The sequence below is a fragment of the Salinibacterium sp. PAMC 21357 genome (genome assembly GCF_000247645.1).
Lineage (GTDB): Bacteria > Actinomycetota > Actinomycetes > Actinomycetales > Microbacteriaceae > Rhodoglobus.
Map to the genome: position 1 here is coordinate 86,985 of NZ_AHWA01000006.1, position 18,105 is coordinate 105,089.

The window sequence follows — 18,105 nt, forward strand, 5'->3', positions numbered from 1 at the left end:
GTGAGCCCGCCCCGGGAGCACTAGCCGCCTAGGGCAGTCTTGACATTCTTCAATGCAGTGGACCAGGCATCAGCCGCAGGTTCTTCACCGTTCTCGACCTGCGAAAGCGAGTTCAAGATCGCGGTGTCGATGATGCGCTGCTGCGGGCCTTCGAAGATCGGCTCGATGGACGCCACGCTGTTCGCGTAGATCGGCCCGACGGGGGCATCGTTGAAGAACTCACTGGTGAAGTTCTGGATGTCCTCGGTGTCGTAGAGTTCCGGGGTCGACGGGAAGTTGCCGTGGGCCTGGAAGATCTCGAGCTGACGCTCCGGCGACATGAGCCACTCGATGAAGGCGAATGCCTCTTCGGGGTGGTCTGACTTAGCAGGGATAGCGAGCTGGCTACCGCCCCAGTTGCCGGCGTTCTCGGGAACCGCTGCGATATCCCACTTCCCTGACGTGTCTGGCGCCTGCTGGGAGATGTACGTCATCATCCACGCGGGAGCGGCAAGCACGGCGAAGTCACCATTGTTCATACCGGCATTCCAGGCTTCACTCCACGATGGAGTGCGCGAACTGATGTCCGCATCGATGGCGTCGAGAGCATAGCCAAACGCTTCTTGAACGTCAGGGTTGGTTTCGTAGATGAGATCATCGTCGCCGTCGCCGTAATACATTTCGCTGCCCTGGCGTACAGCAGGGTTGAAGATCGCGCTGTTGACGTTGTCGATCATTCCCTTGCCGGTGGCTGCGCGGTACTCTGCGCCGACTTCGATGAAGTCGTCCCACGTCGGCCACAGGGCGCTTACCTCGTCCCGGTCGCTGGGGAGGCCGGCGGCCTCGAAGAGGTCGGTGCGGTAGGCCATTGCCAGCCCGCCCACATCGGTCGGGATGCCGACTACCGAGCCGTCAGCGGCGACGCCCTGCGACCAGCGCCAGTCGAGAAAGCTGCTTTCAATGTCGTCTGAACCGAGAGTGCGCAGATCGACGAAGTTTTGCGGTTGAGCCTTGAACTGAGACATGTAGCCGACTTCGATCGCCGCGACGTCGGGCCCCTTACCGCCGGCGAGCGCCGTGGTCAGGGCTTGAGCTTGTTCGTCTGAACCGCCAGCATTGGTGACCTTCAGGATAATGTTGGGATTCTCTTCTTGGTACGTTGCGAATGCTTCGTCGAGGCCCATGCCACCGAAAGTCCAGACGTCGAGAGTGATCTTGCCATCGGTGTCACCTCCGCCCGAGGAACATCCGGCAAGAAGCGCAAGTGCTGCGCCTCCGGCGATCACTGTTCTGGCAAATTTTTTCGCTGTCATTGCATCCTCCACATTGAGGTGTGATTGGGAATTACGGGGGCATCCATCTCGGTGGCGATGCTCGAGATTTGTTCGAGGAAGCGCTTCCTTGATGGGGTGATGCCACCGTATAGGGTTATGTGGGGAAAGACAACAAAAAGATTATGCTTCTCAAAAATTCGCGCCGATCGTCGGTGCGCATTCCACAAATTGATGCGATGCGGGGGATGATGTGCAGATGGTTACCCTCGACGACGTCGCGCGCGAAGCCGGTGTATCGCGCACCACGGCCTCTCGGGCGATCAATGGCAAGCTCACTGTGCACCCTGAGCGGATATCGGCAGTGCAGCGCGCAGCCGAGAAGCTCGGTTTTCGCCCCAATCCGGCAGCCCGCTCATTGGCTCGCGGCAAACACGACTCGGTCGCGCTCATCGTCTCAGAAACGAACATCGAGGGAATGACCAACTCCTTCTTTGCGATGGCGCTGCACGGAGCCATCCGCGAGATCGCAAAATCGGATCAGCAACTTGTCATGCTTCTGAGGGCAAACGACGAAAGCGACGAGAAGTTCCTGCGCTTTCTCGAAGCGAGTCACGTCGACGGGGCCATGGTGATTCTCGAATCGCACAACACAGAGCTTCCCCGCTTGCTCGCTCAGTCAGCTCTCCCCGTCGTCTTCCTGGGACGGCCCGCCGAGTCAGTCAACTCTTCGCTGTCCTACATCGACTCCGACAACGTCGGTGGCAGCAGGCTCGCCGCCGAAGCGCTCATCGCTGCCGGCCGCCGCCGCATCGGCGTCATCACCGGGCCTAGCGGCATGGGGGTCACTCAAGACCGCCTCCGAGGGTTCCAACTGGCCCTCGATGCTCACGGCCTCGATAGTTCACTCATTGCCGAGTCGAACTTTCAGACAGCCGGCGGCGCGGAAGCAATGCAGTCGCTTCTTGACCAGCATCCCGACCTTGATGGCGTTTTCGTGATGTCAGACCTGATGGCGGCCGGAGCCGTGGGAACTCTCAAAGCGCGAGGTCGTCGAGTGCCCGAAGACATCTCTCTTGTGTCCTTCGACGACACGGTAATCGCGACAACTCTCGAACCTCGGCTCACCACTGTGAGGCAACCGCTGGAACAATTGGGTGCTCGAATGGTGACAGCACTCGCGGAACTCATCGCGACTCCGAACGGGGCGGCGATCCGTGACACTCTCCCGACGTCACTGGTGCGGCGAGACTCCGTCTGACGCTTGATAGGTGCTGGCGGCATCCGGAATCCGCCAATTGGCGGGTGCGCCTGCTGCAATCGTGGAATAGCGGATGCGCGACTACGGTTTTGCCTAAGGACGCGATCGGCGTCACAGCGAAAGGGAGCTCGTGAATCAGCAGGTTCAGTTTGGACTCGGCACATTTGGCGACGTCACGGTAGACGAAAATGGCGCGCCGCTCAGTCAGGCGCAGGTCATCCGCAATGTTGTTGCTGAGGGAGTGCTGGCCGACAAGCTCGGCGTCGATTACTTCGGTGTGGGCGAGCACCACCGCGACGACTTCGCGATCACTGCTCCCGAGACCGTCCTGGGCGCGCTGGCGGCGGCGACGACGAACATCCAGCTGGGCTCTGCCGTAACAGTCTTGAGCTCGGACGATCCGGTGCGCGTCTACGAACGATTTGCCACCGTGGATGCCCTGTCGAATGGCCGCGCGGAGATCATCCTCGGTCGCGGCTCCTTCACCGAGTCGTTCCCGCTGTTTGGCTACAACCTCGCCGACTACGAAACTCTGTTTGCCGAGAAGCTCGACCTCTTCTCCGAGCTCATCAAGGAAGAACCGGTCACGTGGTCCGGTACTCTTCGCGCCGGACTTGAGAGCCAAGAAGTCTTTCCCCGCACCGAATCCGGCTCTCTCAAGACATGGATCGGTGTTGGCGGAAGCCCAGAATCCGTCGTACGGGCAGCCCGCTACGGGATGCCGTTGGTCTTGGCGATCATCGGCGGCCAGCCCGAACGATTCGCACCCTATGCCGAACTCTTCCACCGCGCGCTGGCCGAGCTTGGGCAGCCCGACCTTCCCGTTGCCGTTCACTCTCCCGGCTACATCACGGACTCTGACGACAGGGTCGTCGAGGAACTGTGGCCGCACTACAAGGTGATGCGCGACCGCATCGGTCGCGACCGTGGCTGGCCAGAGTCGAGCGTTGACGAATTCATTGGCGAAGTGAAGCACGGCTCCATGTACGCCGGATCGCCGGAGACCGTAGCGCAGAAGATAGCGAAGACTATTTCTGCGCTCGGCATCCAACGATTCGACATGAAGTACAGCGCCGGAACCCTGCCTCACGAGCGCATGATGCGCAGTATTGAGTTATATGCGACCGAGGTTATTCCTCGCGTGCGGGAGCTGCTGGCCGACGACGCTGGCGCCTCGACCGCACAATCATCACGATAACTCCGGCGACAACTGCGCCCAAGATCAACCACGGCACGAGCACGCCAACCAGAACCAGAAGTCCAGCAAAGAATGCGACGAAGCCGGCCCAGCCAGCGATCAGTCCATCAAGGAAGCTGTCAGGCTCGATGCTCGGCGCGTCAGCGACCGAGATGAGGCTCAGGGTAATCGTCGACATCGCGACTTGGTCGTCGAAGTAACGCTTCTGTGATTTCAGGCTTTCGAGTTCACCTTGACGACCCGAGATTGCCGTCTCTAGCTGGATGAGGGTCTCGGTGTCTTCGGCCTTAGTGAGTAGGGCGAGCAATCGTTCAACGGAGGCGTCGAGGGCCGTAATGCGCGCCTCAAGATCGCGCGACTCCATCGTGACATCGACCGCGTTGATCGACACTTCGTGAAGAGTGCCCAGTTCCTTGAACTTGTCGAGAGTGGCAGTGAGGTCGGAGGCGGGAATGCGCAACGTCAGCGTAGAGCTGCCGCGATCGCCATCGTGCGGGGCATACTCATTGCGCCCATCAACTCGGCCGCCCACTGACTCGGTAATGCGAATCGCATCCGCGGTGGCGTCATCGGGGGCTTCCACCGTCACCGACATATAGCCAGTGGTGATGACCTCTCGTTCAGTGTCTTGCATGACGGTGTCGTTGAACGCGGTGCCATCAGCAATCGGGGCATTCGCGCCTTCGGTGACGCGGCCGTCGGATGCTTGGTCAACGAGATACTCCTGCGACTCGGCAGTGTCGACCGTGCTCACCCCGGCCGAGCATCCGGCAAGAGTGAGAGCGGAAAGTGCAATTGCTGTGGTGATGAATAGTGTGCGCCTCATGCAATCAACTTAGAGCCGTAGCCCCCGCAAAAACTACCCAACGTTTTACACTTTTCGCTCGTCACCGGCGCCACGTGAGAAAACTCGAGCTTGACGTTCTCTGAGAGCTGGCTTGGTCTTGGATGGGAACTAGGAGCGGCTGGCGCGCGTGTGGGTATCGTGAACTTGTGCCATTACACGGGCACGAGAAGCCAAGGATTATCAATTATCTGGAGGAATCATGGGTCTCTTAGACAATGCCAAGGACGCCAGCGAAGCAACGGCCAAAAGGGTCGGAGAGTTCGTCGATGACACCAAGGAACGCGTGAGCGATTCCGTTGATCAGGCAAAGGCCGACGCTGAGGTTTCGAAAGCTCAGGCCGACCTCGAACGAGCCGAAGCCGAGAGCGAAGCCACCAAGATCAAGAACGAGTACAAAGAAGACTTGCGCTAAATAGACGCTTCCCGGTATCCCAGCCACTCTGGCTGGGATACTAGGGGCATGGCTTTCTGGAGAACGATTCGGCGAACAATCCGGCGAACGCTCTTTCGGTCGAGAGCTCCGCTCCTGAATATTGCCAGCGACGTGGGCGAAGGGCCCGTGATTCTCCTTCTTCACGGCATCGCATCGTCGGCCGCAACATTCGCCCACGTCGTTCCGCAACTCTCTGACCACTACCGGTGCATCTCCCTCGACCTTCTCGGGTTTGGCGAGTCTCCGAGCCCCGAAGAGTCGAACTTCACGATTGAGGAGCACGTCGCCGCGATCGCCGTGACGGTGCACTCGCTCAAGCTCGATGCCCCCTTCATCCTGGTTGGGCATTCCTTGGGCAGCCTGCTCGCCGCCCGATTCACGGCGACCTACCCTCGCGAGGTCAGCCGACTCGTGTTGGTCAGCCCACCGATTTACGTTCCCGCCAGCCAGATCGGTGATCCGCTGATTCGCGCGCGAATCGGCGCCTACATGCGTGCTTACGAATTTTTGCGCACTAACAAAGAATTCACGATGGCCACCGTTGATACGCTGCGTCGATTATTTCAACTCGACGACATCCTCGATGTTTCAGAACACAACTGGCGAGCATTCGGGTTGAGCCTGCAGAACTGCATAGAACAGCAGACGACCGTGAGCGACATTGCTGCCGTTCGCGTGCCGATCGATGTTGTCTACGGCTCCCTCGATCAGTTCATCGCGCCCGGAACGATGCGCATCATCGAACAAATGCGCCACGTGACCATGCACAAAGTGGAGGCGAACGACCACCTCGTGCGCAAGCGTCTCGCGCGCCGTCTTGTTCAAGTAATTACCGCCGACCGTGAGGTCGCGGCCAAAAACAAGTAGCGTTGGAGGCGTAGCGGAGGGAGCCCTCATGGCGCAGAAACTCGACACCACGGTCTGTATTGCGGGCGGCGGACCAGCGGGAATTGTGGCCGGGCTCATCCTCGCACGAGCCGGTATCGACGTTGTCGTGCTAGAGAAACATGCCGACTTTCTTCGAGACTTTCGCGGTGACACCGTGCACCCGTCCACCCTGAACCTCCTGGATCAGCTGGGCCTGGGGGCGACAGCGAAAGCGATCGAGCACAGCGAACTTTCGACGCTTGATGCCGTGATTGACGGCATCCGCGTTCGCGCCGTCGACTTCACTTCGCTTCCCGGACCGCACCGCTACGTCACGCTCATGCCGCAGTGGGATCTGCTCAACATGCTCGTCGACGAAGCACACCAGCAGCCGTCTTTTCAGCTGGTGCTAGAAGCCACAGCCCACTCGGAAATTCAGGAAAACGGACGCGTGGTCGGTGTCGAAGCGACGACACCAGCTGGTGCGCTGAGCGTCAGGGCGGCGCTGACGATAGCGGCAGACGGGCGCGATTCTGCGGTGCGCGACAGCCTTGGCTTGGTGCCCGTTGACTACGGTGTTCCCATCGATGTGCTGTGGTTTCGAGTACCACGGCCGACGAAACCGATGCGGGATACTCTGGCGAACGTGCGAGCCGGTTCCGCGCTCGTCACGATTCCCCGCCCCGGCTATTTTCAGTGCGGGCTCCTTATTCGCAAAGGCACTTTTCCTGAATTTCAGCGGCGCGGGATCACCGCGTTTCGCCGAAAAGTTGCAGGGATCGCTCCTCGCCTCACCGATGTCACCGCTGCTATAAGCAACTTTGACGATGTGAAACTCCTCTCCGTTCAGATCAATCGCCTTCACGAGTGGTCAGTGCCGGGAGCGCTCTGCATCGGGGATGCCGCGCATGCCATGTCGCCCGCGTTCGGCGTTGGCATCAACTATGCGATTCAGGATGCGGTCGCGCTGGCAAACACACTTGTTCCCGTGCTGCGCAAACACGGAACGGATGCCGCAGCGATCGACGCGGTATGTGCTGCCGTGCAGCGCCGCCGCGCTCTGCCCACCGCGCTCATGCAGCGCCTGCAACGCGGAGCCCACCGGCTGATCGACAGCGCGACGACTCGCACCGTGATCCATAATCCGCCACGGCTGCGGGAACGTTTCGTCATCGCGGCGGTGCTGCCACGCATCCGCCCCGTTTTGGCTCGGATCGTCGGCTACGGCTTTCGCCCCGAACGCATTGCGCGCGGAGTATTGAGATCGCGCCGCTAGAGCTGGGCGAAACCGGCCGCGCGAAGACGGGCCGCGCGAAAACCGTTCAAACTAGTAGGTCTCAAGCACCGTGGTGACTGCCCACACGACGCTGGCGCCGATGAGTGCAGCGAAGAGCAGCAACCAGATCACCGAGGGGATTCCGGTGCGCTTGAAGAGCAAGTAGGCATCGGAGGTGCTCAATTGGTCGCGGCGGCGTGTGTGTACGCCGACGACGGTAGCGAGGCCACGCACGCTACCAACGAGAAGAGCGATGGCAATAACGAGCAGCACATAGCTCTGCTGCTCAGGAGTAGCCCATACCCAGAGCGCGGCGCTCGCGGCGGCCGAGACGGCGACCACCAAGAAGCCGAACAGGTTGCGGATAACGAGAAGCGTCAACACCAGGATCGCGCCGCCCACGAACAGCGCCATCGCCGTGTAGCCCTGCGTGACACACCACAACTGAATGGCGCCGACAATTGCCGGAGCGGGATAGCCGAGCGATCCGCTAATCGACGAGCCCAGCTTGCCACGCCCACTGCTGACCGCTTCGCCCGAATGATTCATCCGGATCTTCATGCCGTGCACAAAGCGCCCGGTGAGAATGGCGCCGACCGCGTGCCCGAGTTCGTGCACGAGGGTCGTGAAGAGTCCGAACCATTTCCAGATGGGCTGCGGGATGCTCAACACGGCGGCAGCGGCCACGATGACGATCAGCAGCGTCGGCGAAATGTCGACGGGGGTCGTGCGGGCCAGAGAGTCGAGAAGGGCATCCATGCTCGAATTCTCTCACCTGTGGTACTGATGCTTGGCCATTTCGCAGTCTCCCACGCGGCGCGAAGATCGTTCATAGAAACTCCATAGGGTTCTCCGGCTCAATGGGTACCAGTGCAGAACGCACACGCACGCGTCGCAGGAACACCGCACCACTACCGGAGCCACACCATGAGCCAACTCACCATGATCGCCCTCGACCTTGTCGCTATCGGGCTGCTGACCTTCGCGCTCTACTTTGCGCGTCACCGCCGTCGCGACCTCCTCGTGGCGTACCTCATTGTGAACATCGGCGTCATGGCCGTCACCGTCATGCTGGCCGATAGCGCCGTAGGCGTTGGACTCGGTCTCGGGCTGTTTGGGGTGCTCTCGATCATCCGGTTACGCTCCTCTGAAATTGCGCAGCACGAAGTCGCCTACTACTTCGCTTCTCTCGCGCTGGGTCTCATCGCCGGTCTCGGAGCCGCTGACCTCAGCGTCGCCACAACCACTACGCTCGCCACCTTCGTAGCTCCCGCGCTGATGGCGCTTATCCTTCTCGTCATCGCGTTCGGTGATAGCCCGCGCCTGTTCCGTGCCTACCGTCAACAGACGGTGACATTGGATGCGGCTATCGCCGACGAAACCACCCTCCGTATTCGTCTCGAAGACCTTCTCGGTGCCAAAGTGCACTCGCTGACGATCATCAAGCTCGACCTCGTCAATGACACGACCATCGTGGATGTTCGCTACCGGATCAGCACAAACGTTGCTGCTGGCCCCACCGGAGACCTGCCATCGCGAAGTGCCAGTGCCAGCGCCACCCCAGCCAACGCGACCACCGCACGCAGCGACGCCAGCGGTGTCGCCAGCAGCTTCGAAGGAGCAACCCGATGAGCACGCAATTCGCGTCAGCCCCAACCACATTCACGCCGGCAACCGAACGCTTTGCCACCATCTCGCTAGAGGAGCTTGCCGAATTGGCTTCGCTCATGACTCGAGTTGATCGCAAGTATCTGGTTCCGGCAGCGACCTTGTCGCACTGCTCGCCGAACTCGAAGACCAGGCTCGGGTGCTTGAGATCGACGCAGAACAGCACTTCGACTATGAGTCGGTGTACTTCGATACCCCGGATTCCGCCAGCTATTTTTTGGCCGCGCATCCGCGTCGCCGCCGTTTCAAGGCCCGTACTCGCAGCTACCTTAATTCGGGGGACTGCTACCTGGAAGTGAAAACGAAAGGGTCCCGCGGAACAACCGCCAAGCAGCGTTTGCCCTACAGTTTCGATGAGCGCAACCAGCTCACCGCAGCAGGCCGCGAGTACATCGGCGAATTGCTCAACGATGCCTCTGTCGCCGGAATCGACACCGAAACTATGGCGCCAGTGCTCACCACGCGCTACACGCGCACAACGCTGTTCTTGCCTGGCAGCGGCAGTCGCTGCACGATCGATAGCGGGCTCGAATGGCAGCGCAACGACGTCGGACTTGATAGTGCTGCTGAGCTCGGCGGGGCAGCTGAACTTCGCTTCGATGACACGGTCATCGTCGAAACGAAATCGGCGGGGCAGGCCAGCGAGGTCGACCGAATCTTGTGGCGCATGGGTCACCGCCCTGATCGCATCTCCAAGTTCGCGACGGGCCTAGCGGCGCTGTCGCCTGAACTGCCGCATAACCGGTGGTCGCGCGTTCTCCGCCGTCATTTCCTCCGGCGCTTCTGGCCCAGTCAGCTAGTTCGACCTTCGCCGTCTAGCAGTCGCGAGTCGAACCGATCATCGGGAGAAGGCGATCCTTCGCGGTCGTGCGGAGCCGGGGCGCGATGTCACCACGAGGGCGTAGCGTTACCTCATGGACATTCGCACTCTTGGCCGCACTGGCCGCTCAGTATCCGCAATCGGTCTTGGCACATGGCAGCTGGGTGCCGACTGGGGTGATGTGAGCGAGGCCGATGCCCGCGGCGTGCTCGATGCCGCCGTTGATGGGGGAGTCACCTTCTTCGATACCGCCGACGTTTACGGCGACGGCCGCAGCGAATCGTTCATCGGCAGTTACCTTGCTGATCGTCCAGAACTCGACATCACCGTCGCCACCAAAATGGGCCGCCGTGCTGAGCAAGTCCCGAGCAACTTCACTCTCGCCAACTTTCGACAGTGGACCGACCGTTCGCGGCGTAACCTCGGCACAGAGACCCTCGACCTTGTGCAATTGCACTGCCCGCCGACCGCAGTGATCAGCACGGATGCCGTCTTTGACGACCTCGACACTCTCGTCGCTGATGGCGCCATCGCCGCCTACGGTGTGAGTGTGGAGACAGCGGCCGAAGCGCTCGCTGCTATCGCGCGCCCCAATGTTGCCAGCGTGCAGATCATCCTCAACGCCTTTCGCCTTAAGCCTCTGGATGCTGTTCTTCCGGCAGCGCTCGCTGCCGGCGTCGGCATCATCGCGCGAGTGCCTCTCGCCTCGGGTCTGCTCAGTGGCAAGTACCGCGCCGACACCACTTTTGCCGAGAACGATCACCGCACCTACAACCGCAACGGCGAAGCCTTCGATGTGGGGGAGACTTTTTCGGGCGTCGACTTCGAGACTGGTGTCGCCGCCGCTCAAGAGTTTGCCGCCCTTCTCGCCGCCGAGCCTGCGGTTTCTGATTTCTCCACCCCTCAGGTTGCCCTAGCGTGGGTTGCGCAGCAGCCCGGCGTGAGTTCGGTAATTCCCGGCGCACGAAATGTCTCCCAAGCGCAGTCCAACGCTGGAGCTGGTGAAGTTCCCGCGCTGAGCGAGGGTTTCATGGCGGGCGTTCGCGACATTTATGATCGCCACTTTCGTGCCGCGGTGCATCCGCGCTGGTAGCGCAACCAACACGAGCCGCCGAACTACTGGCGCAGGGTGCTGATCGGCTCAGTGTCGGGGATGGGGCTCGCGTCTTTGCCACGCAGGTCAGGATGCCACCCGCGCAGAACAGTCGGCACGAGCACCCCGAGAGCGGCGATGACGGTAGCGGCCCAGAACCCACCGATGGGGCCGTTGGCGTCGATGAGGAAGCCGGCAACGGCGGAGCCAAGCGCTGCACCGATCAGTTGACCAGTGCCAACCCAGCCGTACGCTTCGGCAGTGTCGCTGAACTTAACGCTGGCAGAAACGATCGCGAAAATCACGGCGAAGGCGGGAGCGATGCCAATACCGGCGATGAGCAGCATGATGGCGAGCCACCAAAAGTTCAGGCTGAACATCGCGAGGGCCATACCGACGAACACGATCAGCATGCGGCGAGCAAGGGCCCAGGGGCCGATCGGCAGGTGGCCAAGAAAGAGACCGCCGAAGAGTGAACCGATGGCCCAAATGCCGAGTACAAATCCGGCCTGCGGACCATCGTGACCGAATACAGAAACGACGGATGCTTCTACCGCTGCGGCTGCGCCCACCAACAGAAAGCCTGTGATTGTTGCCAGCATTACCGGAGGGCGACGCAACACGGTTCCGAAGGAGCGCTTGCTGCGGGGGATTCGTACCTGCCCGACTTCGGGGCTGGCGATGAACCACGCTCCGCCGCCGAGGAGGAAAGCGCCGGCGACCACGATGGCGGTGGTGGTCGAGATCTGAATGGCGAGGAATGTCGCCACTACTGGTCCGGCGACCCAAATAATTTCTTGGGCTGAGGCATCCAAAGAGAACAGTGGGGTGAGCTGTTTCGAGTTCACCATTTTGGGATAGATGGTACGAACCGCTGGCTGCACTGGCGGGTTGCTGAGGCCAGCGATGAGCCCGACGACCATGAACATTCCGACGCTGAGAGGAACCAAAGCGATGGTGAATATTGCGGCGGCCGAAACGATGAGAGTGAGGATGAGCACTTTGCGCATTCCCCAGACGCCCATCCAGCGACTAGTGAGAGGACCAGCAACGCCCTGGCCGATGCTCGTCGCGGCGAGCACGAGGCCAGCAGCGCCGTAAGAGTTGTGGATCTGTTCGACGTGAAGCAGGATCGCCAATGAGAGCATGCCGCCAGGCAGTCGGGCGGTTAGTTGAGCCGCAATGATTCTGGCAATGCCCGGAGTTTTCAGCAGGTCGATGTATGCGTTCACGAGAACTCCAGCTTAGCTGTCAGAACGCCGCGAATTCCGGTGTCTCGACAAAGTGGATCAGCTCGACGGATGCCCTTTCGGGCGGTGAGTTTTTGCGCAAAAACTTCGAGAGCCACGTGTCTGCCGCACGGGGTAAACAACTCGTTCTGCCAATGCGCACAACACTTGCGTGTCGAGTTAACAATATTGCTGAGTTGGTATAGGCGCTCTTGACTGCCCGAGCCCGCCGGACTAACCTAACAACACTTCGGAACCCGCCCGAAGCGTCAGCAAGAGTACCCCCGGCTGTAAAGCTGACTCGAGCACAACCTGTCCCAACAGGCGTATACCCATGCGAACTTTACCTACAGTGTTTTTCGCGCACATTCGGCTCGAAGAATGCAGAACGTCCATCGTCCCGGCACAGCTCCGCAATGCCCTCCTCGCCGGGAGCGCGCTATGAGCGCCGTAAGCGTCACAGTCGGAATGGTTATCTCGCCAGTGGGAACGTGGTGATCAATCATGTCCAACATTTCAGCGATGTTTTCCCGGATGTTCTCGCTCAGGCCCGCCGCAGGGCCGACCGTGTTGCGGCATTCAAGCGCAACGCCAGTGACGGCCACGCTCGCCGCTGTCGCGTTATTGGCGAGCACCATTATCGGCATACCAACGACGGCAGCCTCGGCGGCAATAGATCCCTGTGGGCCGAGCTCGAACACGATCGCTTGCGAAAACAGCAAGCCCGGTACTGACCCAGACGTTTGGGATATTTCGGGCGCTGGCGATTCGACCATTCAAGGATTCGCGACAGATATCAGTGTCAACGTCGGCAACACCGTCGGTTTCAAAATAGACACGGCTGCCTCAAACTATCGGCTCGACATCTATCGCACTGGCTACTATCAGGGCCTTGGTGCACGATTCATCACCACTCTGCTGCCCTCTGCGTCACTCCCGCAGAACCAACCGCCGTGCGCCTATGACGAGGCCACCGCGCTAACCGATTGCGGCAACTGGGCGCTCTCCGCATCGTGGGCAGTTCCGGCCACCGCCGTCTCCGGCGTCTACATTGCTGTTTTGCACCGCAACGACACCGGCGGCGAGAGTCACATCATCTTCGTCGTGCGCGACGACTCGAGCCAAGCTGATGTGCTCTTTCAGACATCCGATACAACGTGGCAGGCCTACAACACTTATGGCGGTGCCAACTTCTACCAGGGCGGTGGTGCCGGTCGCGCCTACAAGCTCAGCTACAACCGCCCGTTCGCCACGAGGGACGGTATCCATGCGCGCGACTTCTATTTCAGCAGCGAATTCGCTCAAGTTCAGTTTCTGGAGCGCAACGGCTATGACGTGACGTATGCAGCCGGAGTCGACACCGACCGCAACGGCTCGCTGCTTCTGAACCACAACGTATTTCTCTCTGTCGGTCACGACGAATATTGGTCGGCAGCTCAACGCACCAATGTAGAGGCTGCCCGCGACGCGGGAGTAAACCTCCAGTTCCTTTCCGGAAACGAGATCTATTGGAAGACGCGGTACGAAGCATCTACCGTCGACCCCAACAGCAACGCCTACCGAACAATCGTCTCGTACAAGGAGACCTGGGCTAATTCCAAAATCGACCCGAGCGCGGCGTGGACGGGAACATGGCGGGATCCGCGCTTCGCGCCACCCAGTGAGGGTGGCGGCGTTCCAGAAAATGCCCTCTCCGGCACGATGTATATGGCGAATTTCGATGATCTTCCGGTGACGGTAACAGCGGCTCAGGGCAAAACGCGCCTGTGGCGGGGTACGTCGTTGTCCACCCTCGCGGCCGGAACAAGCCAAGCTCTCGCGCCGCATACCGTCGGCTACGAATCGAACGAAGTCAGCGACAACGGCTTCACCCCAGCTGGCCTTATCAAGCTCTCGACAACCGTCGGCCCATCTCCCGAAATTCTTCAGGACTTCGGTAATACGGTGGCGCCAGGCAGCACGACCCACAACTTGGTTCTTTACCGCGCTCCCAGCGGAGCGCTCGTTTTCGGTGCGGGCTCAATCCAGTGGGCCTGGGGTCTCTCCCAGAACCACGATGGAAATGGCGCCCCGGCCGATGCTCGAATGCAGCAAGCGCAGGTCAACATCCTCGCTGACATGGCCGCGCAGCCGGTGACGCTGATGGCAGGTCTTGTGCCAGCGACTAAGAGCACCGATATCACAGCGCCCACAATCACAATCAGCTCTCCCGCAGCAGATTCGACTCAGACCAACGGCTCGATCGCGACGGTCTCGGGCACCGCCCAGGACGTCGGCGGAGTGGTTGCAGGCGTAGAAGTTTCGACGGATGGCGGGATGGCGTGGCACCAGGCCTCGGGCACGTCAGCGTGGACGTACTCCTATAGCCAGACGGGACTCGACTCTCAGCCCATCTTGGTCCGAGCCACTGATGACAGCGCGAACACCTCGTCACCGACGACGGTAACGATCACCGTCACCGGGCCGGCAAGCGTGTTTGGAGCCGAAACTCCTCTCGTCGCTGACACCGGTGACACAAGCGCGGTCGAGCTCGGTCTTAACTTCAGCCCCGAGGTCAATGGTTTTGTCAACGGCGTGCGCTTCTTCAAGAGCACAGCTAACACCGGAATCCACATCGGCTCGCTCTGGAACTCGGCTGGCGTTCGCCTCGCACAAGTGACGTTCGCAAACGAAACCGCAAATGGATGGCAGACTGCCCAATTCTCGAATCCGGTGAGCGTCACCGCAGGGCAGACGTACACGGTGTCGTACACCGCGCCCGTTGGTCGGTACGCCTCGACAAGCTATTACTGGGCGTACTCATCGAAACTGTCATCTCCCCTGATGGTGACCCACGGCTATGGACAGCCATCGCCTGGCGTCTATGGCAACCCCGGTACCTTCCCGAGTGGCAGCTACCGGGACAGCAACTATTTCGTTGATGTCATTTTCTCGACAGACAACAATGCTCCGGTGTCGATATCGTCGCGCTTCCCGCTGGCGAATTCCGTCTGCGCGGCCGCATCGACCGTGGTGGAGGCAGTGCTCGCAGGCTCTGTGACACCATCCAGCGTCAGCCTGTCGGTTAAGACCGCCGCTGGAGCGGTGGTTGCGGGAGCCAGTGCTTATGATCCCTCCGCGATGAAGGCCACCTTCACGCCGGGCGCGGCGCTCGCCGCGAACACCTCGTACACCGCGACCATCGTCGCGAGCGGCCCGTCCGGCGCGCTGTCGAGCGGCAACACCTGGACCTTCACGACCGCAGCGGAGGGAAGCGGCGCATCCTGCCCGAAGTCGATCTTCTCAACCTCGGCGGTGCCGGATGTGCTTCACGTAGCCGATAGCCCGGTTACCCTCGGAGTGAAATTCAGCTCTGACACCGACGGTTCGATCGTTGGCATGAGCTTCTACAAGGGATCGACGAACACGGGAACCCACACCGGCACCCTCTGGTCATCGACTGGAACGCAGCTGGCAACAGCGACATTCGTCAGCGAGAGCGCGAGTGGTTGGCAGTCCGTCTACTTCGACCAACCTGTCGCCATCACGGCCGGCACTCAGTACGTCGCGTCGTATCGGACACCGAGTGGAAATTACTCCACCACCGCTGGAGCATTCAGCCAGCAATACGCGAACGGATCCCTCACGGTTCCTGCTAGCGGCGCCGTCTTCAACTACGGCAACGGCTTCCCCTCCTCGCCGTCGACGACCAACTACTTCGTCGACGTGCTCTTCGTCGCGGCAAGCACTACCCCGCTTCCCACAGTCACCTCGCGTACGCCAGCAGCGGACGCGAGTGGTGTCTCCACCTCGACGTCAATTTCTGCCACGCTTTCCGCCGACCCTGGAACGCCCGTGCCCACGGTGACCGTCACTGCCGGAGGCGGCGTGGTCGCAGGAACGACAACGTATGAACCGAGCACTCGTATTCTCACATTCACGCCATCGTCGGCGTTGACCAGCGGCACGAGCTATTCGATCGTCGTGGCATCAGGATCGACCGCGCTGGCGGGCGGCACGTGGTCATTCACGACGGCCGGAACTGCCCCGACCGGAACTGCCTTCAACCTGATCGTTGGGACCCCGGTCACGACGGCGACCGCTGACTCGAACGCCATCGAACTGGGGATGGCATTCACAACGTCACAGCCCGGCTCGGTTACTCAGATCCGTTTCTACAAAGGAAGCGGAAATACTGGAACGCACACGGGCTCGATCTGGTCGTCGACCGGCACGCGGCTCGCGACCGTCACATTTGCCGGTGAGACCGCGAGCGGTTGGCAGACCGCGACGCTGTCTAGCCCACTCGCCCTCACTACGGGAACAACCTATGTGGTCTCGTACCTCGCGCCGGTCGGGCGATACTCCGCCACCGTGAATGACTTCAGCACTGCGAAAGTCAATGGTCCGCTCACCGCACCTGCCGCGAATAACGGCAGATACCTCTATGGTTCTGCTGGCGGATTCCCGACCTCATCCTTCAACGCGACGAACTACTTCGTCGATGTGACGTTCGTGGCTGCGGCCCCCGTGCCTGTGACCGTGCTGTCGAAGACACCAAGCGCAGGGGAGGGCGGGGTCCTGACCTCAACCTCGGTATCGGCAGTGATGTCTGGAGAGGGTGCATCGGGTGCGCCCTCCTTGGTTCTCACTGGCCCGAGCGGCGCAGTAGCAGGAACCTCGACGTACTCGACTTCCACTCGCACTGTCACTTTCGTTCCCACCGTGTCTCTGGCGCCATCAACGACGTACACAGCGACGGTGACTTCGGACGGAGCCACTCCAAGCGGAGGAAGCTGGTCGTTCACTACAGGTACTAGTACCGAATACTCCCTGATTTCCGGCACCCCAAGCATTGTTCAGGACTCTGACACCAACGCCGTCGAACTCGGTATGGCCTTCCGAACCTCTCAAGCCGGTTCAGTCACGGCGATCCGCTTCTACAAGAGCGCGGGCAACACCGGCACCCATATCGGTTCGCTTTGGTCGACGTCGGGCACGCGGCTCGCCACCGTCACTTTCTCCGAGGAAACGGCAACAGGGTGGCAGACGGCGACGCTCGCGACGCCCTACGCTCTGACGCCAGGGACGACTTACATCGTGTCGTATCTGGCACCTGTTGGTCGCTACTCCGCCACGCCGTCCTACTTCAGCACCACGCGGACGAGCGGATCGCTCACTGCTGATACGAGCAACGGAAGATATCTCTACGGCTCCAGCGGTGGAATGCCCACCTCGGTGTGGAATTCGACTAGTTACTTCGTAGACGTCGTGTTCACGACCGATTCGACGCCGACGCCGACGCCGACGCCGACGCCGACGCCGACGCCGACGCCGACGCCGACGCCGACGCCCACGCCCACTCCTACTCCCACTCCTACTCCTACTCCTACCCCCACACCTACTCCTCCCGCGGTGACAGTGGGAGCGGTGTCGCCCGCAGCCAATGCGACGGATGTGGCACCGACGGTGTCCGTCACCGCCGAGGTTTCGGGCGCGGATGCAGCCTCCGCTACTGTTCGGCTAGCGGGCCCGTCGGGCGAAATTGCTGGCACGAGTACCTATTCAGCGGACTCCGCGAATGTGACGTTCGTGCCGGATAATCCGCTCGGTTGGTCAACGAGCTATACCGCGAGCGTGAGCTCTGGCGCCACCCAGATTGGAGCCAGCTGGTCGTTCACGACCACCTCGGAACCCGTCGAGGTGACAGCCCAGTCCCTCTTCGCCGAGAACGCAATGCCCGCAAACGTGAATTGGAACGACCCTGTCACCGTGCAGGTCGGAACCCGTTTCTCCAGTTCTGTTGCTGGCACAATAACAACGATTCGTTTCTACAAGGGTCCGGCCAATACCGGCACGCACACGGGGTATCTCTGGTCGGGTGCCGGGGTCCTTCTTGGCACTGTTTCGTTCACCGAGGAGACTGCAAGTGGGTGGCAGACTGCCACATTCAGCTCACCGATCGCCATCGCCGCTGACACGGAGTACCGGGCTGGGCTGCTCAGTACCTCTGGTCGCTACGCCGTTGACCTGAACGGTTTGGCCGCAGCGACGACAAACGCAGCGCTAAGTACGCCGCCGAACGGTAGCGCCTATGTCTACGGAAGCGGGTTCCTGAGCAACACGGCGGCCCACAACTACTGGGTTGATATCGGCTTCGTTCCGAATTAATGCGCAACGGTCG

13 protein-coding genes are annotated in these 18,105 nt (G+C 60.9%); 9 read left to right on the plus strand and 4 right to left on the minus strand.

The window, feature by feature from the left end; all coding sequences use genetic code 11:
• Positions 1-20: 20 nt before the first annotated feature.
• Positions 21-1,292, minus strand: a complete 1,272-nt coding sequence (locus ON14_RS13025; RefSeq protein WP_010205742.1) for an ABC transporter substrate-binding protein — start codon at positions 1,290-1,292, stop codon at positions 21-23.
• A 217-nt stretch (positions 1,293-1,509) separates the two neighbouring features.
• Here ON14_RS13025 and ON14_RS13030 point away from each other — a divergent pair, with 217 nt between their 5' ends.
• Together ON14_RS13030 and ON14_RS13035 are read left to right on the plus strand one after the other, a co-directional pair.
• Positions 1,510-2,511, plus strand: coding sequence for a LacI family DNA-binding transcriptional regulator (locus ON14_RS13030; protein ID WP_010205743.1), 1,002 nt, complete (start codon positions 1,510-1,512; stop codon positions 2,509-2,511).
• Between the two features lie 130 nt (positions 2,512-2,641).
• Positions 2,642-3,709 (plus strand): LLM class flavin-dependent oxidoreductase, encoded by a 1,068-nt coding sequence (locus tag ON14_RS13035; RefSeq protein ID WP_010205744.1) that lies wholly within the window; start codon positions 2,642-2,644, stop codon positions 3,707-3,709.
• On the opposite strand, the gene ON14_RS13040 is transcribed toward ON14_RS13035, so the two are convergent.
• Complete coding sequence (locus tag ON14_RS13040) at positions 3,642-4,535, minus strand: DUF4349 domain-containing protein (protein ID WP_081503573.1); 894 nt, start codon at positions 4,533-4,535, stop codon at positions 3,642-3,644. The genes ON14_RS13035 and ON14_RS13040 overlap by 68 nt on opposite strands.
• 220 nt (positions 4,536-4,755) lie before the next feature.
• Here ON14_RS13040 and ON14_RS13045 point away from each other — a divergent pair, with 220 nt between their 5' ends.
• The 3 genes from ON14_RS13045 (at position 4,756) to ON14_RS13055 (ending at position 7,132) form a co-directional block, all read left to right on the plus strand.
• Positions 4,756-4,968, plus strand: coding sequence for a hypothetical protein (locus tag ON14_RS13045; protein WP_010205747.1), 213 nt, complete (start codon positions 4,756-4,758; stop codon positions 4,966-4,968).
• Positions 4,969-5,115: 147 nt separating this feature from the next.
• On the plus strand, positions 5,116-5,856 hold the full coding sequence (locus ON14_RS13050) for an alpha/beta fold hydrolase (RefSeq protein ID WP_202800965.1): 741 nt from the start codon (positions 5,116-5,118) through the stop codon (positions 5,854-5,856).
• A 28-nt stretch (positions 5,857-5,884) separates the two neighbouring features.
• Positions 5,885-7,132, plus strand: coding sequence for an FAD-dependent oxidoreductase (locus ON14_RS13055; protein WP_010205749.1), 1,248 nt, complete (start codon positions 5,885-5,887; stop codon positions 7,130-7,132).
• 51 nt (positions 7,133-7,183) lie between these two features.
• Here the strand turns inward: ON14_RS13055 and ON14_RS13060 are convergent, their stop codons facing one another.
• Positions 7,184-7,891, minus strand: coding sequence for a M50 family metallopeptidase (locus tag ON14_RS13060; protein WP_010205750.1), 708 nt, complete (start codon positions 7,889-7,891; stop codon positions 7,184-7,186).
• A 168-nt stretch (positions 7,892-8,059) separates the two neighbouring features.
• On the opposite strand from ON14_RS13060, the gene ON14_RS13065 reads away from it, so the two are divergent.
• From ON14_RS13065 to ON14_RS13075, 3 genes are all read left to right on the plus strand, one after another.
• Entirely contained in the window at positions 8,060-8,764 is a 705-nt protein-coding gene (locus ON14_RS13065) for a DUF4956 domain-containing protein (RefSeq protein ID WP_010205751.1), read from the plus strand.
• Between the two features lie 175 nt (positions 8,765-8,939).
• The gene (locus ON14_RS13070) at positions 8,940-9,800 is read left to right on the plus strand and encodes a VTC domain-containing protein (RefSeq protein ID WP_010205756.1); all 861 of its coding nucleotides are present in this window, start codon (positions 8,940-8,942) and stop codon (positions 9,798-9,800) included.
• Positions 9,715-10,713: an aldo/keto reductase gene (locus ON14_RS13075; protein WP_010205757.1), complete on the plus strand. Its 999-nt coding sequence runs from the start codon at positions 9,715-9,717 to the stop codon at positions 10,711-10,713. Before ON14_RS13070 ends, ON14_RS13075 begins: the two co-directional genes overlap by 86 nt.
• A 23-nt stretch (positions 10,714-10,736) precedes the next feature.
• Here ON14_RS13075 and ON14_RS13080 read toward each other — a convergent pair whose 3' ends face one another.
• Positions 10,737-11,945, minus strand: coding sequence for an MFS transporter (locus ON14_RS13080; RefSeq protein WP_010205758.1), 1,209 nt, complete (start codon positions 11,943-11,945; stop codon positions 10,737-10,739).
• A 501-nt stretch (positions 11,946-12,446) separates the two neighbouring features.
• On the opposite strand from ON14_RS13080, the gene ON14_RS13090 reads away from it, so the two are divergent.
• The gene (locus tag ON14_RS13090) at positions 12,447-18,092 is read left to right on the plus strand and encodes a DUF4082 domain-containing protein (protein ID WP_010205759.1); all 5,646 of its coding nucleotides are present in this window, start codon (positions 12,447-12,449) and stop codon (positions 18,090-18,092) included.
• Positions 18,093-18,105 lie beyond the last annotated feature (13 nt).